This window comes from Chloroflexota bacterium (assembly GCA_009840625.1).
Lineage (GTDB): Bacteria > Chloroflexota > UBA11872 > UBA11872 > VXNJ01 > VXNJ01.
Genome location: VXNJ01000010.1, coordinates 22,874 through 46,783, shown reverse-complemented (window position 1 = coordinate 46,783; position 23,910 = coordinate 22,874). Strand labels below are relative to the sequence as shown.

Below are 23,910 nucleotides of genomic sequence, written 5' to 3'. Positions count from 1 at the left end.
CGTAATCCGGTCCGGCCAGTTCCCGTCCCAGCTAGGTTGCACCGCCGATCAGTACGGCAATTCGACGGCGCGGGTAAGGAACTGCATGTAGGAAGAAGCCCGGCGACAGGCGTCGGCGTAGACATCGATGAAATCGGTTCGGTAAATCTGCTCGTGGGTAAACGGCAGCGAAGCGATGTGGTCTTTGCGCTTGAGGTCCTCCAGCAGCGGGTGTTCTTTCGGGAACCCCTTGGGCGGACGCTTCAGCGAACGCCCGTGGCGATTGAACGCCGCGGCGAAATCCCGCTCGGTGACAATGCCGCGCCACTGTCCGGGGTCGGCGACGATCGCCTCCCGGATCTTGGTGAGGGTGGGTGTGTCGGGTCCCCACAGGCCGATTCCGGCAAAAACCTCCTCCGGAGCCAGGTGCAGGTAAAAACCGGGCGCGTGGGCCGACTTGCCGAATTCATGCCGGAACTGCGCCGCCGCCTGAGTCTTGTAGGGGGATTTGTCCTTGGAGAACCTGACGTCGCGGTAGATCCTGAACATCGAGCCGCCGTTTCCGCGCGGGTCGGCCACAAAGTGCGGGCTGATCGCCTCCAGTTCGGGGGCGAAATCCTCGATGAAGCGCTGCAGCGGCCGCTTGACGTGTTCTTCGTAGCGCCGTTTGTTGGCCTGAAACCATTCGCGGTTGTTGTTTTGCCGCAACTGGCGCAGGAATTTGAAAAGCTCGGGACCAAAGTGGGCGTTCATCGCAAATAGAACCTCTTCCGGCAGTGGCAGGCCCGGGGGACCGTCAGCCCTGGTCGAGCGCCCCGATCGTGCCCAGGAATTCGCGCATCATGGCCAGGCACTCCTCCGGTTCCTCCAACTGCAGGAAGTGGGTCGAGTCCGGAATGAAGTCGTAGTTGACGCGGGCGATTGCGCTCAGGTCCAGGCTCGGTAGGTAGGAGTAAGGGATCGTCGGATCGGCGCCGATCACCTGGATCGGGCATTCAATCGCCTCCAGGTCCACCGCGACCGCAAAGGCGCAGGCGTATTCCATGATCCGGGCTTCGTATTCCTTGGGGCACCGCAAGGTGAATCCCTCACGACTGCGGTTAGGGCGCAGGGTCGTGTCGGCGATGAGTTGGTAAACCCCCGGCACCATTCGCTGGTAAATCGGAATGACCGAAAGGACTTCAATCATCTTGATCTTGGTCGGGATGTTGTCGGCCCGGCGGCGGGCCATTGCCGCCGCGCGATTGGCGGCCGCCTCGAACTCCTGGTAGTCGCGCCCCGCTTTGGTGATCGGCGGATCGATCAAAACCAGCGCCTGGTAGTTGGCGCCGAGGGCGGGGGAGAGCAAAGCAATGAGCGCCGAAACCGAGTGGTATAGACCTATCGCGGGCTTTTCCCCAAAGTTGGCGGCGACCGCTTCCAGGACCCGATCGTGATCGTCGACCATGTTCGGGATGTTGTGACCATCTATGTCTCCGACCGGGTTTCGGCCGTGGTTGCGCAGGTCGTAAACGACCAGATCGAATTCATCTTCCAGCAGCGACCAGAACGGGTAGTACATATCGCTGGCCAGGCCGTTGCCGTGGCTGACCAGGATGCGTGGGCCTTCGGGGTTTCCGTGACGTCGCAGCAGGATCGTTGCGCCGCCGCCCAGGTCGAGTTCGACCGAGGCGTTTGGCTCGGGGATGAACCAGATCCGTTCAGGAGATGAAGACAAGTTAGGGCAACAACTTCGTGATACTGCCTATTCGTGAGTACCCAACGGCACTTTCCCAGGGCCTGAATCGCCGGATTTCACCGCCGTCCGATTGACGGCGGCTGCGTGCCGCCGCGACCCCTGCCACTTGCGATTTCAGCGGGCCGGGTTCCCGACCGCGCCGGCAAGGCCGAACCGCCGCTGGAAGCATCAGGTCTCGGAGTTTTGCGCGCCTGGGGAAATCCGCCCCGCGGAGCCGGCCCGGCGTGGGGTCAGGCCGCCTTGGCGTCGATGAAATCGGCCAGTTGCGCAAGATCAGTGATCGACGTGCAGTCTTCGATTGCAAACGTGATATTGAATTCTTCGGCGACCAGTTTGCCAAGCGCCACCAGATCGAGTGAAGAAACGCCGGCGTCAGCGAGACTGAAATTCAGGTCGGCCGGAATGTCCAGCGACTTGCCGTCTACTTCAACGTTTTCGCTTACCAGCTTGCGCAGGCGTTCGGCGGTGGATGCCATGTACCGTCTCCTTGATTCCGGGGTGGGAACCGGCATCTGCCCACCTCGCATTGACAAAAAAGGTTATCCGGAATCAAGTTGCCGGCGGCGCTATTTGTGTCAGGGTTGAAACGCTGGGATTCCGAGGTAAGTCGCGCAGTAATTCAGCAGGATTGCGGATTCGATGCGTCCGAGCCCCAATCCGGTGCGAGGGAATGGCGGTGACGCGACAACGCCGATCCCCTGGACCGCGAGCGCGGGAGAGAGCACGGCTTCCAGAACTGGATTCCCGCTGATCAGGCCGCCGGCGCCACCGCGAACGCGTCTGACCAAGGGCCGGCGCCGGCGCGATTGCGGGCCCGAATCTGAAATTCGTACGAAAGATCGTCCTCGAGACCGTCAAGAACCAGATTGAGGCCGGCGACGGGATCCAGGCGGCCGATCATCGTCCAGTATCGGTCGGATTTCTCTGGGGTCCCGGCATATATGTAGCGCAGGTCGTAGCCAGTGATTTGACTTCCTCCGGTAATGTCCGGCGGAGACCAGTAAATCTCCGTTCGAGCGGGGCTCCGCGCGACCGCGGCTATTGCGGGCGGCGAGGGCTTGCCCGGGGTGCGCACGATCACCAGCGCGTAGATGCGAACCCTGCTTGAATCGGCCGACTGCACCCGCAGCAGCAGAATGTTCGGGCCCGAGGCGGTATCGAACTGGAAACCGTTGCCCGGTTCGCCGTCGGCATCGGGCAGCGGGAGGGGCCCGCCTGAGCCGACCGGCGGCGCCAGGAATTCGAAAACCGCCGCCGGGTCGATCGTTCGGGGCTCAATGGTGATGCGTTCGGACTGGTGATTGACCAGGCGGCGCAGGTAACTCGAACCGATGGAATAGTTGGAAAACTGCCCGGCGACCCCGATCGCCTCCAGGCCAACCTCGCCCGGTTTGGCGAGTTCGATCGCAAAACTGTATGTCTGCTCGGAGGCCGGGTTTGAAACCCGGATGCTCAGTTCTAAGGGTTCCCCGTCCGGCGGCAGCCGCGACAGATTGATCTGAAACCCGTCGGACCGGGGATCGGCGTCCACCAGCGGGACAAGATCCGGGCCCAGGTAGCTGACTTCGGAGCTTTCATTGAATAGTTCCGGCGCCAGCGAGAGTTGCGCGGAGACGTCGCCTATTTCCACGAATAGCCGGTAGCGGGTGTCGCCCGGCGAAAAAGCGGGCAGCAATCGGCCGAGGTTCAGCGGCAGCGCACGGATTCCGACGTCGCAGAAAGAAAGCCCGAGCCGGGCGAAATCGTGGTACTGCAATACGTCGGCGCGGAGCGTTGCCGGCAGACAGCCCCCCAATCGGTTGCCGGCGAGGCGCAATGTCCCCAGGGCCGGCAGATTCCCGAACGACTCGGGGACGGGCCCGGTGAACTCGTTGCCGGCCAGCCCCAACCCGATCAGCTCAGCGGCGTTGCCGAAGGAGGTCGGGAGCGGACCGGACAGTTCGTTCTCGTCAAGCGAGAGCAGCAGAAGTTTGGGCAATTGGGCCACCTGGTCCGGCAGGGGTCCGGAAAGCCGGTTGCCGCTCAGTTCCAGGATCACCAGCTCGCTCAACTGGCCGAAGGCGGACGGGATCTCGCCGCTCAGGCGGTTTTTTCTGAGGTCGAGATTCCGCAACCGGACAAGGTCGGCGATCGCGGCCGGCAACGGGCCGCTCAACCCGTTGTCGCCCAACTCGAGCTCGACGACGCGACCGGCGTTGTCGGTGTTGACCCCGTGCCAATCGCCGAGTGGATCTTCGGACAGCCATCCCTCGCTTCGGGACCATGCGGGGCCGCCGGTGGTTTCATAGAGCCGGATCAGGATGTCACGGTCCGGGGCCAGGCGCTCCAGGGCCAGCTCGAATCCGCGCCCGTTTTGACCGTCGGCCGGGGTCACCTCGATCAGGATGCTGTTCGCACCGACCGCCAGGTCGACCTGGTGGCCGTTTTCGGCGACCTGATCGGCATCGGGCGGGGAGATGTTCACGGTCGCCCCGGGATCAAGCGCCAGCGGTTCGACTCGCACCCGCCCGCGTTCGAAACCGACCCTATGCGAAAACTCTCCCGCCTCGATGCCGGCGAATATCGGGCGGCCATCGACCAGCACCGCGTACAACCCCGCTTCCCCGGCCCGGGCGGGCGAGAACCGCAGACTGTAGCGGTATTTCAGGTCCCCCGAGATCACCTCCACCGACATCAGCGGCGGGAGGTCATCGGCGGTCAATTCGGCAATATCCAGCTGAAAGCCGCCGGTCTGGCTGTCGGCGTCGGCAAGGATCCGACCGTTTGCGTCAAGAAACGCGACCGCTTGCAATTCTTGGTATGCGAAGAGCCTTAGCGAAACGTGTCGCGAACTCTCGGGGGCGGGAACGTCTACGACGTAATCGTGGCGGGCTGAATCGAATTCGGGTCGGATTTGTCCGGGCGAAACACTTATCAGGCTCAGGGCCAGGTCGCAGAACGGTCTGCCGCCGAATTCCAGCAGGTCGATCGTGGAGCGGAGGCGGCGAATCTCGTTAGGGGCGCAGCCCTCGAAGCCGTTCCCTTCCAGGAACAGTTCGCGCAATCGCGACAACTGGGCAATCTCCTCCGGGATCAATCCTTCAAGCCGGTTGTGGGCGAGGTTTAGCCAGCGCATGCGGCCAAGATTGCCAAGCGCGGCCGGGATGGAGCCGCCAAGCCGGTTGTTGCTCAGGTCTAGATGCTCTAGTTCGGCCAGCGACGCCAGCGACGGCGGGATCTGGCCCTCGAGCTGGTTGCCGGACAGGTCGAGACTGAGCAGCCCAGGAATGGAACCGATCGACTCGGGCACCGGCCCGGCGAGGAGATTCCGCTCGATCCCGAGCTCGAGCAGGGATTGCAGGCGACCGATGTCGTCCGGGATTTCGCCGCTGAGCCGGTTGCGGCCGAGACGCAGGTCGGAAAGCGCGTCCAGGTCCGGCAGCCAGCCTGGCAACTCCCCACTCAGTCGGTTACCGTCCAGATGCAGCGATCTGATCCGCGATGATCTGCCCAGCGAATCCGGGATCGGTCCGCTCAACTGGTTGTCGTTGAGCCGCAGACGGGTGAGCGCCGGTAAGCCGCCGAATCGGTCCGGGATCGTTCCGCTGAAAGCGTTGTTGTCGAGCTCGAGCACCTGTAGTTGAGCGACCGAGAAAAGATTCGGCGGGATCGGCCCCGAGAGCGCGTTGTCGCTCAGGCGCAGGTACTGCAGTCCGGAGAAGTCTCCGAACCACGGCGGAATCTGGCCGGTCAGTTGGTTTCCGCCCAGATCGACCCACCGCAGGTTCGCCAGCGATCGCAATCCGCCCGGGATCGGGGCGGTCAGGTTCGCGTTTGCAAGGTCCAGGTCCTGGAGGGACTCGAGCTCTCCGAGCCAGCCGGGTATCGCGCCGGTCAGCGGATTTCCTCCCAGCGCCAGCCGGACTACGCGGCTCAATTCGGCCATTTCCTTCGGCGGCGGCCCGGTAAGCGAATTCGAGCTCAGGTCGAGCACTTCAAGTGATGAAAGCTCCGCCAGCCAGGCGGGTATCGGGCCGGAGAGGGAGTTGCCGCCCAAATCCAGGTGCGAAAGGGTCGCGAGCGCCGAGAGATCCGGTATTTGGCCGGTCAGCTGGTTGCCGCCGGCCCAGAGCTCGGTCAAGTTCTCCAGCTGGCCGAGCCGCCGCGGCAGCGAGCCCGAAAACCGATTGCCGCCGACCCGCAGGACCCGCAGATCGGCCATGTCGCCGAGTCCCGCAGGAATCGGGCCCCTGAATACGTTGCTGGAAAGATCAAGGTGCTGCAGACCGTCAAACCTGGCGATCGCGCTCGGCACCGGGCCGGTGATGATGTTGCCCGAAAGATCTAGCCGCTGCAGGCGCGTGGGCGGTCCGCCGGGGATTCGGAGGCGTCCATTCAGTCGGTTGCCGGAAAGGTCAAGTTCCGCCAGATCTGCGATGCCGAACAATCCGGCCGGGATTTCACCGGACAGCGAGTTTTCCGCCATCAACAGCCGTTCGAGGTTTTGCAGGGTTCCGAGCGAGGCCGGAATCGGACCATGGAACCCGTTTTGACTCAAGTCCAGGTGGGTCAGGCGCGAAAAGTTGGCCAATTCCCGGCGGACGCGGTCGATCAGTCGGTTGCCGCTCAAATCGAGTCGCTCGAGCGAGCTCAGCTCATAAAACTGGTCCGGGATGCCGGCGACCAGCTGGTTGCCGGAGAGGTCAAGGATTTGCAGTCGCGGAGCTGCGCCCAGGGCGGCCGGAATCGAACCGCTGAAACGGTTGTTGGCCAGACTTATCGTTCTGATCGCCGGGAGCCGCCCGAGTCCGAGGGGGACCGCGCCGCGGAGCAGGTTGTTGCTCAGGTCTAGCGCTTCGAGGCCTTGAAGTTGATCGATCGCGGGCGTGATTTGCCCCCGCAGGCGGTTGGAAGCCAGAGCGATTGCGGTGACCCTGCCGGCTTCATCAGTGGTGAGGCCGTACCACTGATCCAGCGGGGCCGGGCTGTTCCAGTTGTCGGAATTGAGCCATCCCGATCCGCCGGCGGCTTCGAATAATTCGGCAAGAACCGCCCGGTCCGATGCGGGCGACGATTGCGGCGCCACGATCGCCGCGTCTGCGGTCGGCGCCGCGCCGCTGAAGCCCAGCACCGCCGCCAGGATCAAGGCCAGGGGACGAATCACGCGTTAAGCCGGACCCCAAGATTGCCCGGTAGCGGAACCAGTTGCCAGCATTGGGTCCGAATTCTGTGTCTGCAAATCAGGGTGCCGCCACCAGTGAAAGTCCCTTCAGGGCACCCATTCTTGCAAGGTGCGAGGGAGCGGAAATGGCGGCGTCTCGCGTTTGAGATCTAAATCGGCCCGATCGGCGAGCCGCCCGGCTGCAAGAATCGCGCGGCGTCAATCCCCAACCCATAGCTCTGGAAGTTCAGCGCCCGTGAACGCATCGCCAAGCTCCGCGGCTACCTCTGCCCGGGAAACTCCGGGCTCGATGCCCAACATCGTGTTTCTGATGAGTGACGACCACGGATGGCATGAAACCGGCTACAACGGGCATCCGATCGTGCAGACGCCGGTCCTGGATGAAATGGCCTCCGAAGGGCTCCGACTCGACAGCTTCTATTCCGGCGCACCGCTCTGCTCGCCAACTAGGGCGAGCGTGATGACCGGCCGTCATCCGAATCGGTGCGGAACGTTCGACCCGGGCTGGTCGATCCGGCCGGAGGAAATAACCATCGCGCAGATCCTGTCGCGGGCGGGCTACGCCTGCGGCCACTTTGGCAAGTGGCATCTCGGTCCGGTGAAGGCCGATTCGCCAACCAATCCGCGGGCAATGGGGTTTGAGGAATACCTCTCGCACGACAACTTTTTCGACATGGACCCGTACCTTTCGCACAACGGCGGCGCCCCTGAGCAATACGAGGGTGAAAGCTCCCAGATCGTCGTCGATGCGGCCAACCGTTTCATCTCGGATGCGCGGGCAGCCGGGCGCCCGTTTTTCGTGGTGGCCTGGTTCGGATCCCCGCACGAGCCCTACAGCGCACTTGATGAGGACCTTGCCACCTACGGCGATCTGCCGGAAGAATTGCAGCAGAGCACAGCGCAGATCACCTCGCTTGAGACCGGAGAGCAGGTGCATGTTCGACTGGACAGGGTGCTGCAGGCGCGTTATGCAGAGATCACTGCGATGGACAGGGCGATCGGCGATCTGCGCCAGCACCTGTCCCGGGAGCAGATAAGGGATGAGACTTTGCTCTGGTACTGCGGCGACAACGGCGCGCCGCGGGAGAGCCGGTTCGCCTCGCCAATGCGCGGTTACAAGGGACTCGTTTACGAGGGCGGTATCCGGGTTCCTGCGGTTATCGAGTGGCCGGGCCGGTTCAGGGATCCAATGCGCGTGTCGATGGACTCGGTCACCAGCGACATCCTGCCGACATTGTGCGAGCTGACGGGACAGCCATTGCCCGATCGCCCCTTGGACGGCATCAGTTTGGTGCCGGCCATGGAAGGTGAAGCGGGCGACCGGCCCGATCCGATCTGCTTCTGGAGTTTTGGCGGCAGCGTGGCGGATGACGCTGAGCCATATATCGATCCGGACCTTCAGTCCGGCACTTGCCCGCTTGCCAAATTAATGGACGGAAAATTCACCCGCGACTTCGAAAACTACCACCATCCGGAGATCCGGGAAGACGATTTCGAGGGACCCCGCGCGGTCCTTGATTCGCGATACAAGCTCGTCATTGATGGAGAGCCCGGAACCGGCCAGGAACTATTCGATATCCGAGCGGATGCATCCGAAAAAAGGGACCTTTCAACGGCTCAACCGCAGGAAGTTGAACGTTTGGGGGCCAAATTGAAGGAATGGCAACAGTCCGTGCTGGAGAGTCTGACCGGCGCCGATTACGCCTGACCATTCAATTTGCGGCGTTCCGCTCAGAGGAACCGCGCTGATTAATCGGTAGGCCCACCTGCCGCGGACCTTTGTCGGGTGGAATGGGTGATGGGTTCGACGGCGCCGCTTGCACTGCCAGGTGTTGCCGTCCTTTGCTCAATTCGCCAAGCGTCCGGTTAGCCGGATTTGAGCAACCGGGCAGCCGGCGATTCGCCTCGCATTCCGAACAGCCGCTTCAACATGGTTATGGCTACCATCCTTACCCTTTTGGCGATCTCTATTATGAGAGCCATAATAATTATGAAGAAGATATGATTCTGCTGGGAGGGTAGCTCATGTCGACAAGGGATGAGCTGCTCGCCAGGATCGGTGAATTGGCGGAATCGATTTCAACCGCCGGCTGCATGGACGCGAAGGGATTCGCCATTGACGGCGACCTGACTCTCCCGCAGATTGGGGTCCTGTATGTCCTCGCTTCCGGCCCGGCCAAGATCACCGAAATCTCGCAGGCCCAGGGAATGGCCCCTCCCAACGCCTCGAGCATGGTGGAGCGCCTGGTCAGGAAAGATCTGGTGGAGCGCGTCTCCGACCCCAAGGACAGGCGGGTCGCCCTGGCCCGTCTGACCCATGCAGGCAGAGAGGTCATTGACACTTTGAATCGAAGCCATTACGAGGCCATGGAGAAGATCGCGGCGTTCCTGTCGGTGGAGGAGCTTGAAGTGGTCGCTCAGGCGTTGGAGGTTTTCCAACGGGGAGTCGAACGCCTTGAGGCGTTCGACGAGGCCGATCGCGCACTCCAAGGTGCCACCTGAGGTGAACGTCTCGGATCGAATCGACAAAACCAACCAACAACTGGAGGCGGCGAGATGGCAATGAGCGCGGAAACGTCAAGGATTTCGATCGAAGGCGAATCCATGGGTGCTGTTCACGCGAGTGAGCTGACGAAGTTCTACGGCAAGCACCGTGGCATCGAAGGTGTGGACCTGGACGTCCGGCAAGGCGAGGTGTTTGGTTTTCTTGGGCCAAACGGTGCGGGAAAAACGACGACGATCAGGACGTTGCTGGATGAGATCAGGCCCACCGCCGGATCCGCGACCATCCTCGGACTGGACACGCATCGAAATTCCGTCGAAATCCGCAAGCACATCGGTTACATCCCGGGAGACCTCGCGCTGTACCCAAACCTGACCGGTTGGGACACCCTGACGTACTTTGCAAATATGCGGGGCGGCGTTGACTGGTCCTACGTCAGGGAGCTGGCCGAACGACTGGACTCCGACCTTTCGAGAAAGGTCGGAGATCTTTCGACGGGCAACCGGCAAAAAGTCGGGGTCATCCAGGCCTTCATGAACCGGCCGGAACTGCTGATCTTGGACGAACCGACAGCTGGACTTGACCCGCTTATCCAACGGGAGTTTCAGAACTTGGTGCACGAAGTGACCGCCGAAGGGCGCACTGTCTTCCTGTCCAGCCATACGCTGTCCGAGGTCCAGCGCGTCGCCGACCGAGTCGGAATCATCCGCGGCGGCTTTCTCATCGCGGTCGAGTCAGTCGCAGAGTTGAGGTCGAAGGCCATTCGCCGCGTGGAGTTCGTGCTTGACCGGCGACCGGAAGGCTCGGATTTCGAGAGCGTGCCCGGTGCTCGCAACGTGATCGCAAACGACACCCACGTCGAGATGTCTTTTGAGGGAGACATGGGCGAACTGTTGAAGGCCGCCACCGACCGTTACAACGTGGAGGACATCAAGACGAGCGAAACCGATCTTGAGGAGATTTTTCTCACCTACTACCACACCGATGAAGTGGCCAAGCAATGACGCTGGCGAACATAACCCTCAAAACGGCGCGCGATCGCTGGCTCGGGTGGGTCATCTCGGCCGTTAGTCTCGCGCTGCTGCTTTTGTTCGGGATGGCAGCCTATAGGGAAATCGACCTCACGATTTACACCGAATTGCCCGAGGCGTTTCGCTCCTTGTTCGGCATCGGGGAGGGCGTTGACGCCGGGGGCTTGGCGGTCGGCTACATTCTTGGTTCCTTCGGGGCATTCGTGACGGCCGCAATGGCGCTCGTTTTCGGTAGCGCAGCGATTGCTGGGGAAGAGCGGAACGGGACTATGAACATCCTGCTCGCAAATCCCAAGAGTCGCACGCACGTCCTTTTGTCCAAAGCCGCTTCCCTCGTCGTGCTGGCCGCCCTCACTGTTGCCATCCTGTGGGCTTCGGTCTACCCGGCGGCCGCCTTGATGGATGTTGAAATCAGCGGCCTGGAAGTGGAAGCCCTGGCGCTACACCTTTACGTCAACGCCGTCTATTACGGAATGCTGGCTCTGGCCATCGGCGCCATAACCGGCAATCGCGACACGGCATCGGGCGTGGCCGCTGGGATCCTTGTGATTTCCTTCTTTGCAGTCGGGCTCTTGCCCCTTGTCGAGGGGCTGGAGAACCTGCGCAAAGCATTCCCTTGGTACTACTTTGATGGGAGTGACCCGATCTACAACGGCATCGCGTGGGACCACCTGGCAGTTCTGGCTTCAGCGTCCGTCGTGCTCTTGGTCGCCGCCATGGTCGGGTTCGGCCGCCGTGACCTCAAAAGCCAATCCGTTGGGACCTCGCTACTGGACAGAATGCGGAGCAATCCGATCCTCAACCGGATCGTTGGGCGACTTGCCGGTTCGGCCAGGGTGTCGTCTATATGGCTGAAGACCGTCTCCGATTACCAGACCCTGCTTCTGGTCACATCGGCTGCCATGTTTCTAGTCATGGGCGTCATATTGGGGCCAATGTACGCATCGTTGACGGAGGAGACGCGCGTTGCGTTCCACAATTTCCCCGAGGAGTTAATCGCGCTCTTTGGGGGCGGCGAACTGGGCACTCCGGAAGGTTGGTACACGCTGGAAACATTTGGCTTGATGGCCCCACTTGCCGTCATCCTGGTGACGGCTGTCACGGGCGCCGGAGCCCTCGCTGGCGAGGAGTCGCGACGCACGATGGGGCTGTTGCTGGCCAATCCCATTCGCCGTTCCAGAATCGTGATCGAGAAATCCGCGACCATGACGCTTTTTGGGATCGCAGTCGGTATCGCGACGTTCGCCGGCGTGTCCTTGGGGTCGGTGTTCGGTGACCTCGGGATGTCTTTTGTCAACATCGGCTCGACCGCTGCACTCCAAGTGTTGTCAGGCCTGGTATTCGGCTTCCTCGCCCTAGCAATTGGCGCCGGCACGGGACGTGCGTCGGCTGCCATCTATGGAGCTGTGGGCGCAGCTCTCGTCTCACATCTATTGACGTCGCTGGTAAAGATCAACGACGGCCTTGCCGGTATTGCGTGGCTGTCACCCTTCCACTACTACCTGGTCAGCGACCCTTTGAATACCGGGATGGATTGGGGGGATGCCCTCGTATTAACCGTGTTGTCCGCGGCGCTCTTTGGCCTGTCGATATTCCTGTTTCAGCGACGAGATATCAGGCAGCGGGGATAAGAACTCGCTCGAATTGGCAAATGGATCGATCTCGCCTCGGTACGTCCAGCAAGAGCGAGGAATTTGATTCATAGCCGTCTTTCCGGAGGCTAATCGGCCGCTGTCGCCCGGGTGATTGCGAGCCATTCATGGTCGCTAATCTCGTCTCGCGCTGCCAATTTGAGCAATTCACCGACGCGTGAAGGGGCTCGCCGCGGAATCGCGGGCAGCTAGACATAATGCAGTTTATATCTTGTCGAATCGCGCAAAACGCGACAACCGAGCGGTATTCGGCAATTCAGGTTCACTGAGCAGCAATGCGTCATGTACGTGGCTTCCATCACGAAGACGAGACACGACCAGCGGCGAATGCGCCCGACGCACTTTGCACAACGGCACGGCAATATGCACTCGGATGGTCGATAGGCGGGCGAAAAAATGCTTCTAACTGCGAAGCGGAGATTAATTCCTAACGTTTAAGTCTTCGAATGTAATTCTCCGGAAGCTTCGGAATATCCGGGAGGCAATAACTCGGCGGTTTTCCCATCCGGGTAGAGTTCAATCATTCGATTTCTGTGCAATTTGCGCAATATGGATTTGAAGTATGCAGTGTTCCGACATTCGACCCACTGCTGCAATTCGGCAGTGCTTACTGGATTGGGGGTAGTGGCTAGCAACACGAGTACCTGGGATTGAACGCTCAAATTCGGATTAAGAACACGCCGCGAGTGTGGTCCTTCCCAGACCAACGGTACTCGAGGTTGAACTAGGTTGTCGACGATAGATTGGGCCTCGTGAATTTCAATTTGGTGGAAAACGCGGATCAATTCCCCTAACACCCAACTGCTCGTAGCCACGACAAATGCCGCATCCATGTGATTGGGATCTACATCACCGCCGATATGGCCGACTCCTCGATTGTTGCGCACCTCGTAAAGAGCGGGAAGAATTCTGGGCAATAAGATACGCAAAGACCTTGGAATGCACTCGTGCTGCTCCAGTTGACGGCAAGCACGAACAAAGTTCCGGGGCTTGGAAAGCTCGGCCGGGAACTCGCCTTAAGCATAGCCTTCAAGAATCGTGTATACGATTTCACAGAACCTTCCACCGCTGAGCTCCGATGGCAACCATCTGCGTTCGAGGAAAGATTGATTGATTCGTCGGTATTCGGCGATGAGCGGATTGCGAAGGTTGTCGGGCAGGGCACCTAAAGCGGTGTGTTGAATCACTGGGGTTGGCGCTCACCTAGGTGCGCCCAACCGTCCGGGGTGATGAAAAATCCATTTGACGATTTTTCGCAGAACCCCTTTGAAACGTTTTTGTTGAGACTATCTGCCGCATTTCCCAATCGTTTTTGTTGGTTTTCTCTTAAAGCGTGACTGACGTCTCGAGTTGTCAGCGTCGATTGGCCACGTTTGCTCAACCATGCGGCAGTAGCCAAAAACCGTTGAATCTGGACCGAATCGCCTCCCTTTGACCTCAAATAACTTGCAAGCGACTCGGTAAATTGGTCGGCCGCTTTCGGTTCGTTGGAAGATTCAGGAGCGATTGGATTGTTGCTGCGGATTCTCCCGGAACCAATTGCGTCGATTAATGACGCTACTTGCTGGTCGAGCCAGGATTGGCCCCCTTCCCCTTCGAAGCTGACATCACCGACTTTTAGAGAAATTTTGGCGCGGTGTTCATCCGGTTCAGGCATGATGTAGGCCTTTCAAGTGATAGTTGTGCTCGCCGAGTATAGCACGACTAGCACAACCATCATCGTGCCACTCGTCCAGTGCATGCGAAAGATCGGGAGATTCTGGCCTCGGAAAGTTTGGTTGCGAATTGATCTCAATTGGGCGTTCGTGTGCCGGTCGAAACAGCACAGATTTGGCTATCGTTGCTAGCCAAGCGAGCCCGTGCTGCCAATTGGCGCTACGGCATTGAATTCTTGTGATTCGGGCACGGCGAGCACTGTCGGTAATTGAGTAGATTTTGGCTCGCGAATGGCATTCTGAATGCCGAGGTCGAATCGGCAAATGCAAACGTGCTGATGCGTTATTGATCGAATAGTTGATAGTGATTGGCGGCAAGCGAATTTCGATCGATTGGCAAAAAAGTACCCTGTACCAAGTAAAGGAAAATCTGTCGTAGTGGACTAAAATGTTAAGGGATGGCTGATTGTAGTCCAGGTGCGACGGATGGAAGGTTCTCAAGGAAATTCCGACAGTCACATAGGTGTGGACGATACGGAGGAATGGCAAGAACGATTATTCCACTTGTCGCAAATCGCGTTGAAGGGGAAGAAGCGAGACTTGGTATTGCAATTGCGAAATTTGGCCAGGGAATGCCGTTCAACGAATCCCGAATTTGCGGATCGATTGATGGCGCTCCTGAGGAATGCGCCGGTTAAAGGAGATTCGACGCGTCAAATCGAATCTTCCGGTATTCCACTTGATGGCAATTCGCGATTACCGTTGATTCGAGTCTTGGAAACTCCAACTCTGGAAATAGAACCCATATACGTATCGCGCGTGTGGGGACTTTTGAATCAAATCGTGCGCGAGAGGATCAGTGCAAGCGCACTTGCGGAATCGGGGATTGACCCTACGAGGACCGCATTGTTCATCGGTCCGCCGGGAGTTGGCAAGACGCTAGCAGCGAAGTGGGTAGCCCGTGAACTTAAGCGGCCACTCGCGATTCTTGATTTGTCGGCTGTGATGAGTTCGTTTCTTGGGCGAACCGGCAATAACCTACGTGCGGTCCTGGATTTCGCTAGAAGCCGGGAGTGTGTTCTTTTGCTGGACGAGCTTGACGCTGTTGCTAAGCGGCGCGATGACGTGGGGGAAATTGGGGAGCTGAAAAGACTAGTTACAGTTTTACTTCAGGAAATCGATGAGTGGCCCGCACGGGGCCTGTTGTTAGCGGCGACCAATCACTCGAAATTGTTAGACCCTGCAGTTTGGCGTAGATTCGAACTCATTGTTGAGTTTCCGCTTCCAGAAAGAGAGTTGATTGGGTCTTACGTCAGAAATCAGATGAAGTTTAAAAAATCGGATCCTTGGCCCGAATTGTTCGCGCATGCCTTGGATGGCGAATCGTTGAGCCAAGTTCGCCACGTCGTGGATAGAGTGCGACGATATACCGCAATCGAGGATTGCAGCATTGAAGTCGGGTCTGTCGAAATCCTGAGTCAAATCGCGAGATCTGCTCCCACGAATATGCGCCGCAATCTCGCAATCGCAATTGTGTCTGAAGGGCTAATGTCGCAACGGGAGGCAAGTAGAACCACCGGTGTAAGTCGAGACACCATTCGCAAATATGTCCACGAACAGTCGGTCAGCGGCAGATAACATGGCCAGCCGGCGGAATTATTTGCTTGGATATGGCGAAACTCTCACCGAACAAATTGAAGTCAAAGAAGGCGGTGGGCCCAAGAAACCTCCATATGAATTTGCCGAAGCGAAGCAACGTGTATCGGCAATGTTGGCCAACACTGCGAACTCATTGGATCGGTTGCCTGCAAGCGTATGCCCGAGCGGTGAGTCGGTTGCTTCAATCGTGCTTCACCCCGAATACCTGGCAAAGTCGTACTCACCGGCAGGAGCCCTGGAAAGGCTGGGGTTGCGAACGATTGGGAGCCGGTCAGTCTCAGTCTCACCGGAGAAACAGACACGCAAATCCGCACGTGATTCCGATGTATCGACCGAATTGTTTGTCGCTGGCAAAAGGTCAGCGTTTAGGTCGTTGTCGCTGAGCATTCCAAATTGGTCAAGAATTCATCCTGCAGCCAGGCATTTAACAAAACTCGAAACAATTGCGGCTGTTGACGCGGAGTCCCGACTCCGCCAATTACCAAGCGAACCTGATCGTTTATTGCTTGAGGTTGTGCTGCACGCCAGCGAGCACGAGCGCGACCGATTTATTTTGGCCGGCCTAAAGTTTTACCTCCAAGAGTTGGGCTTGGAATGGGATTTCGAAAACGTGTTTTTTGCTGGAAATTTGTGCTTCCTCCGAATTCACGCGAATCCCTCAGAAGCTCAAGAAGTGGCGCGTTTCTCATTCCTGCGGGTATTGCGCGAGATGCCAAGGCTGCGTGTGGGGCAGAAAACGCTTTCAGTTGTCTACGAACCTAAACGAATCGAACTTCCTATAAAGCCCGCAGTGGATCCTGGGATTCGGGTGGCAATCTTGGACGGAGGGATGCCTTCCGACAGCCCCCTAAATCGGTGGGCGAATGTTCGTGACGTACCTGGTGTGGGGGAACCCGGAATCGAGTATTTGGCACACGGCGAACGAGTTACGTCTGCGTTGTTGTTTGGCTCAATCGCATCTGCTACTCCTGATTCGCCACTTTGCCGCGTAGACCACTTCCGGGTGCTCGACAAGGAATCTGAAAACGATCCGTATGAGCTGTATGAAGTACTAAAGCGCGTCGAATCTGTGTTGGGCCAGGGGGGCCACGAATACGTCAACTTGAGCATCGGACCTGAATTGCCGATTGACGACAACGAAGTTCACGCTTGGACGGCCGTACTGGACGAACACTTGTCCGATGGAAGGTCATTCATGGCCATCGCTGCTGGGAACACAGGGGACGAGCCTTCATTCAATGCGCTTAAGCCGTGGCGAGTCCAAGTTCCATCAGATTGTGTAAATGGAATCACTGTTGGTGCGAGTAACAAATCGACACGAGACGGCTGGGAGAGAGCGGCGTACAGTTCGATTGGCCCAGGAAGGTCACCCGGGATTGTGAAACCCGACCTGATTGCGTTCGGGGGGAGCGACATGGAGCCATTCTGGGCAGTAGACAGCTTGAATCCAGGGAAGGCGTCCGCTTTGCAAGGTACGAGCTTTGCGTCGCCTCTTACCATGCGGTCGGCCATTGCGGTGCGGACGCACTTTGGCGCTGTTCTAAGTCCTTTGGCCATAAAGGCGCTACTGATTCATTGCACTCAACCCGGGACATTTGAGAGGTCGGAAATTGGTTGGGGCAAACTGCCGGACACGTTAGACGAAATGGTCATATGTCCCGACAACGGCGTGCGCATTGTCTATCAAGACGTAATTAGCGCAGCCAAATACAAACGAGTCCACATCCCGCTACCTGAAATTGACGCTCCTGGGTTTGCAGAAATAACCGCCACTTTTTGCTTTGCGACGCAAATCGACCCGGAACACCCAGGCAGTTACACCAAGAGCGGACTCTCGGTTGTGTTTAGACCCCATCGGTACAAGTTCGCGCGGGATGATTCACTTCACCCAAAATCGGAATCTTTCTTTCGACCTGGTGGGCTGTACGCGAATGAGCATCAACTCCGAAGGGATGCACACAAGTGGGAAACGACGCTGCATCGCCGCAAAAGAAAAAGACTTTCTAGCTTGAAAGAACCGGTGTTCGACATCCACTACGTTGCTCGATCAAAAGGCGGCAGCACATCCTCCGCGAGAAAAATCCGGTATGCGCTAGTTTTGACCATTAATGTTCCGAGGGCCGACGACTTGTATAACGAGGTTGTCCGGCAATACGAAGCTCGACTAGCGCCTTTGATTCCGGTGATTGAATTGCCGATACAACTTGATATGGATTGAGTGCTTCAACCGAGGTGTCAAACCGCAATTTGAAGTGATGTGGCCCCATCTACGAAGACTACGCGGGCAGCCCGACCATTCGGATTTCCTTTGTTCAGTTCAATCGTAAAAGTCACCTGCACACGGGATTCGGAAAAACATAATCACGTTTATCTCTAATGCTCTTCGGCCGCTAGCAAAAGCCGCTCGGAATCGACGCCAATTCCTAATCGCTAGTCGGTCATTCGATCAAAAAAGCGCTCGTTGGCGAATTCAAATCAGCGCTTGAATTCGTCGCCCGTCAGCTCTCCCGCTCTTCCTCGGTGACATCCAGGAAGTACTGCTCCAAGGACGTCTCCTCGGCCGCCATCTCGGTGACGTAAACCTCTGCCTGTCCCAGCGCAGTGCTGATTTCCGGCGACCTGTCACTGACCGCTGCAACCAGCAGCGAATCACCGTCATCTTCCACGCTCGTCACCCAGTCCAGGCCCTCCAAGACTTCGACCGCCCTGGCGTTGTCGGTAGTCCTGAGCCTTACCCGCTCGTCGCCGCCGGGGCGCACCAGGTCATCGACGTTGCCCTGGGCTATTAACTTGCCCTTGGAAAGAATGGCGACGCTGTCGCAGACCTGCTCCACCTCGTGCAGCAGATGACTGGAGAGCAATACCGTACGTCCCCCGGTCCCCAGGCTCCTTATCAGATCGCGGACCTCGGCCATGCCGGCCGGGTCCATACCGTTGGTGGGTTCGTCTAGGAAAAGCAGTTCGGGATCGCCCAGCAGGGCATAGGCCAGGCCCAGCCGCTGCTTCATTCCCAATGAATAGGTCCGGAAACGGCTGTCGGCACGGTCGGACAAGCCAACCTTCTCCAGCAGGTCGTCCAGCTCGGCCGCATCCGATCTTCCCCCGATCCCCTGGAAGTAGGCCAGGTTGTCGCGTCCGGACAGGTAGGGATAGAAGGCCGGTGTCTCGACAATCGCCCCCAGGCGCCGCAAGGATTCGACGTGCGGGGAGTTAGATCCGAACAATGTGAAGCTGCCCGCGGTGGGCTTGACCAGCCCCAGCAGCATCCCCATCGTCGTGGTCTTGCCGGATCCGTTCGGGCCCAACAGACCGAAGATGCGCCCGCGCGGGACCTCCATCGAAAGTCCGTCGACGGCCAGGATCTCACCGTACCGCTTGGTCAGCCCGTCCGTGCGAATGACGAAGTCGTTCAATTCGAAACCCTTGCCTATTCGCCCTTGGCGCCGGCGATGTCCCGGCGCAGAAAAACCCAGAATGCCGCGACGCAGAAGATCACCGTATAAGCCAATATCACCAAGAACGCCTGTAGGGTTTCGGGTTGATTTGCAGCTGAACTTGCCCCATTGATCTCCACGGTCACGGCCCCGGATTCAATCCATTCATTGACGTTGTTGCCTAGCAGGAAGTCGGCGATCCGCTGCCCCCAGGACGTCACGTTTAGGATCGGGGCCGCTATGAGTTCGATCACGTAGTAACCGAGCGCAATCGCGATGCCCGCGGAGGCGGACTGTGTAAGAACGGCCAGGCAGACGCTGAGTCCGATGTAGGGGGCAAACGCGTAGATTGCCTTGCCCCAGGTGATAAAGACATCGGACCACTCACCCGGTTCGGCCAACGTCCCGGTTTCTTCGGGCGGGATTATTCCCGCGATCAGGCTGGCGGCAGCGGTAGCGACGGCAATGACTGCAGTTGCGGCGATTGACAGCAGCAACAGGAGCACCAGCTTCGATGCCAGGAACTGCCAGCGGCCAGCGCCGCGGGTTAGAGCCGGGCGCAGCGTGCCCCATCCATATTCGGAGCCGATGTGCGAGGCCGCGAGGATGATCAGAAGGATTGGTGCCAGTCCGACCGTCCCTGAAATGGCCCCGGAGATTGACCGCGGGATAGTGAACGCACCGCGCAACTCGTCTGTCGGCAGGGTGTTGGCGCAGTTCTCGGCCTGCCATTGCGTCAATTCGGCCAGAAACTCGGCCTGCCGCTCCTCAGGGAGTTGCTCTATTCCCTGAGGGAGGCCTTCGTTCTCAAGACTTACGCACGTGGCCTCGATCCTGACGGATTCACCGTCGACCTCCTCGGTAATCGAAAAGGTCTGTGATCCGCCGGCAGTGAACTGCTGCAAGGACTCGTTGTGATAGGCGGCGTAAGTGAACCATTGCGCTGCCTGCATGAGCACAAGGATGACTGCAAGAAGGATCCACGGCATCCAGCGGCGCCGGAGTTTGCGCCACTCCCACAGAGTTAAGCGCGAAACTTCAGCTACCATTTGCACCCATCCCGAAGTCTCAATTCGGACATCATCGCGAATCCATAGTTCGATTCAATCGATCCATTGGCAAGCACTTGGGTCCGGTGCCAGTCACGCAACTTTCCCAGAAGCGAAATCTAAGGGGTTCACTGGTCACCCGTATTGGTTTATCTACGGGCATGCCATGAGCGTTCATTATCCCCGGAGTGGTGTAGGTGGCGCAGGTTCAACCAAGCCGATTTCGACGGCAAATCCCTGATTGCCAACTCCGGCATCCGCTCGGAAGTCCTACTAACCCAGTGCCCGGGCGTCTGGGAACTGCATCTACGACCCAACGGATCGACTTAGCCCGGGCCGATCAATCCTCAGTCGTTGTAGATGTAAGTGCAGGCGCAAATTTGGCCTGGGAAGCGACAGAAACGGCTGCCGAGCCCGGTCAATTGCGGCGTCTGCCGGCTGCCCGGCAAATGAATTTCCAATAATGGCCAAACGAACGCCGATTGCCCGGAAACGCGGAGGTGCCGCAATGGCCGAACGCCGCCCCAACGTCCTGTTCCTCACGTCAGACCAGCAGCGCTTCGATTGCCTGGGCGTAAATTCCGACGGCTACGTGCAGACGCCGGCCATCGATCGCCTAGCAGCCGAAGGGGTCAACCTGACCGGCTGTTACGTGAACAATCCGGTCTGCGCGCCGTCGCGCGCCACCCTGCTGACCGGTCGCTACCCCCGCAATCACGGCGTCACTTCCAACGGCATCGCACTCTCAGAGGACGAGCTGACGGTTGCCCAGATCCTCTCCGATGCCGGCTATCGGACCGGCAACCTGGGCAAGCTGCATTTCGTGCCGCTTGGCACGCGCGATTTTGACCGCCCGCATCCCGGTTTCGGCTTCGACGTACACGTAAACGCCGACGAGCCGGGCTGCTTCCCTGACGACTACATCCGCTGGATTCGTCAGGTCGCCCCGGGCATGGAAGACAAGGTCGGCATACCGCACCCGATAACCGGCGATCGCAGCAAACACTATTGGGATTTCGAGGCTCCCGAGGAACTCTCATATACCGCCTGGGTGGCCGATCAAACCATTGGGTTCATCGACGCCGCTGGCGACACGCCGTGGTTTGCCGTCGCCGGGTTTTATCTTCCGCACGCGCCTTGCAATCCGCCGGCCGAATATGTAGATCGCTATCCGGCCTCCGGCGTGCCGCCACCCGACGTGGTGCCCGGCGAACTGGACGACAAGCCTGAAATGGTGCGCTATCTCGCCGAGAGCCTGCTTCCGGACACAGACGAAGAGGTAACCCAATATCGGCGTTACTACTACGCTTCCTGCACCATGATCGATCACCATTGCGGACGGGTGATCGAGCATTTGCGGCGCTCCGGTCAACTCGACAACACCATCGTGGTCTACTTCTCAGATCACGGCGACGCCTGTGGCGACAACTACACCCTGGGCAAGCACCAGGCCCACTACGATTCCTTCATGAAGGTGCCGATGGCCTGGCGTTGGCCGGGTGGCCTGCCCGGTGGGCGAACGTTCGAGGGTTTCTTCGAAGGCGTAGATCTGGTGCCGACTCTGCTTGAGGCCCTCTCGCTGCCTATCCCGAAGCCGGTCGACGGGAGCTCGCTCTGGGGGCAACTTGTCGGTGGCGACGGACCTGGCAAGGACTGTGTGCTGATGGAATACTTCGATCCCGGCATCGAGGAGGTCGTCCACGAAGTTCCCAAAGCCACCCGCTATACGCTGAGCGGATGGTCGGTGCTCACACTCATTGACGAGCAGAACAAGTACTGGATTGACGGCGAGGGTAACGAGATCCTCTACGATCGCAAGGCTGACCCTGGCGAGCATGTCAACCTGGCCGGCGACCCGGCCCATTCCGCCGCGCTGGGTCGAATGCGAAAGGCCCTGCTAGTCAAGCTGGCTTCGACATACGATCGGCGGCACCGCAAACTGGCTTCGGTCTAGGCTGTCGTTCCTCCGAGTTGATGCGGCAAGCGAACGATTTTTGAATTGGGGAGGTGCCGCGCAAGGAGGTCTGCTGCGAATCCAAACTCAGCAAAGTTATCTTCGAGTGAACCTCGAAGACACGATATGCCGCTGCCTTCTGCGCGCTCTGACACTGACCAGAGAAATCGGCAGCGTTAAGGCCTCCGGCCGCGCGCTAGGGCGATCCCCAGCCGAGCAGTGGCGACCGAGCTACGATCACACCATTGATTTCGTGCTCGCAGGCTAATTGGTAGGCCATCGACGTCAATCGGTTCCGGCCAGATCACGCATTCGCGTGTCCGTTAAGCCGCAGCCGATTAGTTCAAACGTGCAGGATGTAGCGGGCCGCCGGTGAGAGGCTTTCGATCGTGCCCGGGGAGAGCCAATCGGCCTGGACCTGCTGCTGCTTGGCATCGCGGCGCACGTAACAGCCATGCAGCACGCGGCGTTGCTCGTTGCTCCGGTTTTGCGTTCCGCCGTGCCAGCAGTGGCCGTTAAAGATCACCACTGTCCCCGCCGGCGCCAACACCAACTCCTCGGCCGGATGCGGGGCGAGCGGGTCGTCGACTACGTCCTTGGGTAGCTTGCCAAGCTTGTGGGATCCGGGAACGATGCGGGTGGCGCCGTTCTGGGGAGTGAAATCGTCAAGGATCCACAGCGATTGGCATACCCGATAGCCCTTGTCGTCAGGCGTCCCCATGGCGTCGCAGTGGAGCGCCTGGAGGCCGTGGCCCGGTGGGCAATTGCGGCCGTTGAGCGAGTCGAAGTGGATTTCATCCTTCATGATGTAGGCCATCGCGGCCAGGACGCGGGGATGGGTGTAGCAGGGTCGGAAACAGTCGCCCTTGTCTACCAGGTTGGCCAGCCGCCCAATGTTGGCTTCCTTCCCCTCGTAATACTCATCGCCCGCCAACTCACCCTCGGCTGCTTCGATCTCGTCGAATCTGGCGCGGATCGCTTCGAGCTGCGATGGACTCAATACCTTTTCAAGGTACGTGTAGCCCCGCTCGTCGAGCTCCTTTTTTTCATCCTCCGACAACGATTCGTCGGTAACACCCAGTTGGGCCAATGCTGTATTCGTATCCACCTCTGCCCCCCACCTTCAAGTCGCGCGCCTGTTGCGCGGAGGCCACGTCCACCTAGCCCAAGTATTGCAATTTCCGGCTAAGTTGGAAGGCGGTCGGCGGCCGATTCAAACGTGAATCAAATAGCGAAGAGGCGGACTAAATTCGTCGATCGTGGCCGAAGAAAGCCAGTGTGCCTGGTCGGTCTGCTGCTCGATCTGGCGCGCCAACCAGAAACAGTGGACGGCCCGACGCGGCCGACCGGTTCGGTTGACGGTGCCGCCGTGCCAGGTGATGCCGTTAAAAATGATCACCGACCCGGCCCGGCCGAGGGCCAATTCCTGGTCCGGGTGCTCGGCCTCCGGATTGGCCATGTGATCGCGCGGTTGCGCCAGCAGATGGTGGGTTCCCGGCACCAAACGAGTGGCACCGTTGTCGGGAGTGAAGTCGTCCAGCATCCAGAGCGAATTGCAGGAGCCGTAGTTCTGCACCACCGTCGCCGTTACCTGATTGTCACAGTGCAGGGCCTGATTGCCTCGGCCCGGTGGCGCCGAGCGCCCATTGAGGGAGCCCAAATGCATTTCGCCGCCGACGACGTGCCAAACCGCGGCGAGAACCTTGGGGTGAGAGTAGCAGAGGGCAAATTCGGAACCCTTGTCGACTAGATTGGCCAGTCTCCCGACATCGGCCTCGGGTTTGGCCTCCCTGCCTTTGCCATCCTCAAGCGCAAGTAACCGATCAAATCGCTGCCGCATGGCAGCAAGTTGCTCGCCGCCGACCATGTCCTCAAGAATCAGGTAGCCCCGCTCGTCGAGCTCCCTTTTCTCTTCCTCCGACAACGATTCATCGTTGACGCCCAGTTCGGCCAACGCTGTCTTCGTATCCACATCCGCCCTCCGCCTTCAAGTCGCGCGTCTGCCGCGCGGCGGCCACGTCCACCTAGCCCAAGTATTGCAATTTCCGGCTAGGTTGGGCAGCGACATGGCAACCGGTTTTTCCGTGAATCAAAT

General features: G+C 59.2%; 16 protein-coding genes. 7 read left to right on the top strand and 9 right to left on the bottom strand.

Going from position 1 to position 23,910, the window contains the following annotated elements:
- Positions 1 to 48: 48 nt before the first annotated feature.
- The 4 genes from F4X41_06645 to F4X41_06630 all read right to left on the bottom strand — a co-directional run bounded on the left by F4X41_06645 (position 49) and on the right by F4X41_06630 (position 6,860).
- Entirely contained in the window at positions 49 to 732 is a 684-nt protein-coding gene (locus F4X41_06645; protein ID MYB16698.1) for a DUF2461 domain-containing protein, read from the bottom strand.
- 43 nt (positions 733 to 775) lie between these two features.
- Positions 776 to 1,696 carry an alpha/beta hydrolase gene (locus tag F4X41_06640; GenBank protein MYB16697.1) on the bottom strand — a complete coding sequence of 307 codons (921 nt, stop codon included), beginning with the start codon at positions 1,694 to 1,696 and terminating at the stop codon, positions 776 to 778.
- A 251-nt stretch (positions 1,697 to 1,947) separates the two neighbouring features.
- On the bottom strand, positions 1,948 to 2,244 hold the full coding sequence (locus F4X41_06635) for a hypothetical protein (GenBank protein MYB16696.1): 297 nt from the start codon (positions 2,242 to 2,244) through the stop codon (positions 1,948 to 1,950).
- Positions 2,245 to 2,468: 224 nt separating this feature from the next.
- A complete protein-coding gene (locus F4X41_06630) occupies positions 2,469 to 6,860 on the bottom strand; it encodes a hypothetical protein (GenBank protein MYB16695.1) in 4,392 nt (1,463 codons plus the stop codon).
- A gap of 307 nt (positions 6,861 to 7,167) precedes the next feature.
- Here F4X41_06630 and F4X41_06625 point away from each other — a divergent pair, with 307 nt between their 5' ends.
- The 4 genes from F4X41_06625 (at position 7,168) to F4X41_06610 (ending at position 12,043) form a co-directional block, all read left to right on the top strand.
- Positions 7,168 to 8,586: a sulfatase-like hydrolase/transferase gene (locus F4X41_06625; protein MYB16694.1), complete on the top strand. Its 1,419-nt coding sequence runs from the start codon at positions 7,168 to 7,170 to the stop codon at positions 8,584 to 8,586.
- Positions 8,587 to 8,903: 317 nt separating this feature from the next.
- On the top strand, positions 8,904 to 9,380 hold the full coding sequence (locus tag F4X41_06620) for a MarR family transcriptional regulator (protein MYB16693.1): 477 nt from the start codon (positions 8,904 to 8,906) through the stop codon (positions 9,378 to 9,380).
- A 102-nt stretch (positions 9,381 to 9,482) separates the two neighbouring features.
- Positions 9,483 to 10,385, top strand: coding sequence for an ABC transporter ATP-binding protein (locus F4X41_06615; protein ID MYB16692.1), 903 nt, complete (start codon positions 9,483 to 9,485; stop codon positions 10,383 to 10,385).
- A complete protein-coding gene (locus F4X41_06610) occupies positions 10,382 to 12,043 on the top strand; it encodes an ABC transporter permease subunit (protein ID MYB16691.1) in 1,662 nt (553 codons plus the stop codon). The genes F4X41_06615 and F4X41_06610 overlap by 4 nt, the downstream gene beginning before the upstream one ends.
- Before the next feature lie 1,204 nt (positions 12,044 to 13,247).
- Here F4X41_06610 and F4X41_06605 read toward each other — a convergent pair.
- Positions 13,248 to 13,721, bottom strand: a complete 474-nt coding sequence (locus F4X41_06605; GenBank protein ID MYB16690.1) for a hypothetical protein — start codon at positions 13,719 to 13,721, stop codon at positions 13,248 to 13,250.
- A gap of 484 nt (positions 13,722 to 14,205) precedes the next feature.
- Between F4X41_06605 and F4X41_06600 the strand changes: the two genes are divergently transcribed.
- Positions 14,206 to 15,357 (top strand): AAA family ATPase, encoded by a 1,152-nt coding sequence (locus F4X41_06600; GenBank protein MYB16689.1) that lies wholly within the window; start codon positions 14,206 to 14,208, stop codon positions 15,355 to 15,357.
- Entirely contained in the window at positions 15,326 to 17,596 is a 2,271-nt protein-coding gene (locus tag F4X41_06595) for a S8 family peptidase (protein MYB16688.1), read from the top strand. Before F4X41_06600 ends, F4X41_06595 begins: the two co-directional genes overlap by 32 nt.
- A gap of 280 nt (positions 17,597 to 17,876) precedes the next feature.
- On the opposite strand, the gene F4X41_06590 is transcribed toward F4X41_06595, so the two are convergent.
- Positions 17,877 to 18,716, bottom strand: a complete 840-nt coding sequence (locus F4X41_06590) for an ABC transporter ATP-binding protein (protein ID MYB16687.1) — start codon at positions 18,714 to 18,716, stop codon at positions 17,877 to 17,879.
- Between the two features lie 89 nt (positions 18,717 to 18,805).
- Complete coding sequence (locus F4X41_06585) at positions 18,806 to 19,861, bottom strand: ABC transporter permease subunit (GenBank protein ID MYB16686.1); 1,056 nt, start codon at positions 19,859 to 19,861, stop codon at positions 18,806 to 18,808.
- 463 nt (positions 19,862 to 20,324) lie between these two features.
- Between F4X41_06585 and F4X41_06580 the strand changes: the two genes are divergently transcribed.
- Positions 20,325 to 21,815 carry a sulfatase-like hydrolase/transferase gene (locus F4X41_06580; GenBank protein ID MYB16685.1) on the top strand — a complete coding sequence of 497 codons (1,491 nt, stop codon included), beginning with the start codon at positions 20,325 to 20,327 and terminating at the stop codon, positions 21,813 to 21,815.
- A 343-nt stretch (positions 21,816 to 22,158) separates the two neighbouring features.
- Here F4X41_06580 and F4X41_06575 read toward each other — a convergent pair whose 3' ends face one another.
- Both F4X41_06575 and F4X41_06570 read right to left on the bottom strand, forming a co-directional pair.
- Entirely contained in the window at positions 22,159 to 22,923 is a 765-nt protein-coding gene (locus F4X41_06575; GenBank protein ID MYB16684.1) for a phytanoyl-CoA dioxygenase family protein, read from the bottom strand.
- 105 nt (positions 22,924 to 23,028) lie between these two features.
- Positions 23,029 to 23,787, bottom strand: a complete 759-nt coding sequence (locus F4X41_06570; GenBank protein ID MYB16683.1) for a phytanoyl-CoA dioxygenase family protein — start codon at positions 23,785 to 23,787, stop codon at positions 23,029 to 23,031.
- Between the last annotated feature and the right edge of the window lie 123 nt (positions 23,788 to 23,910).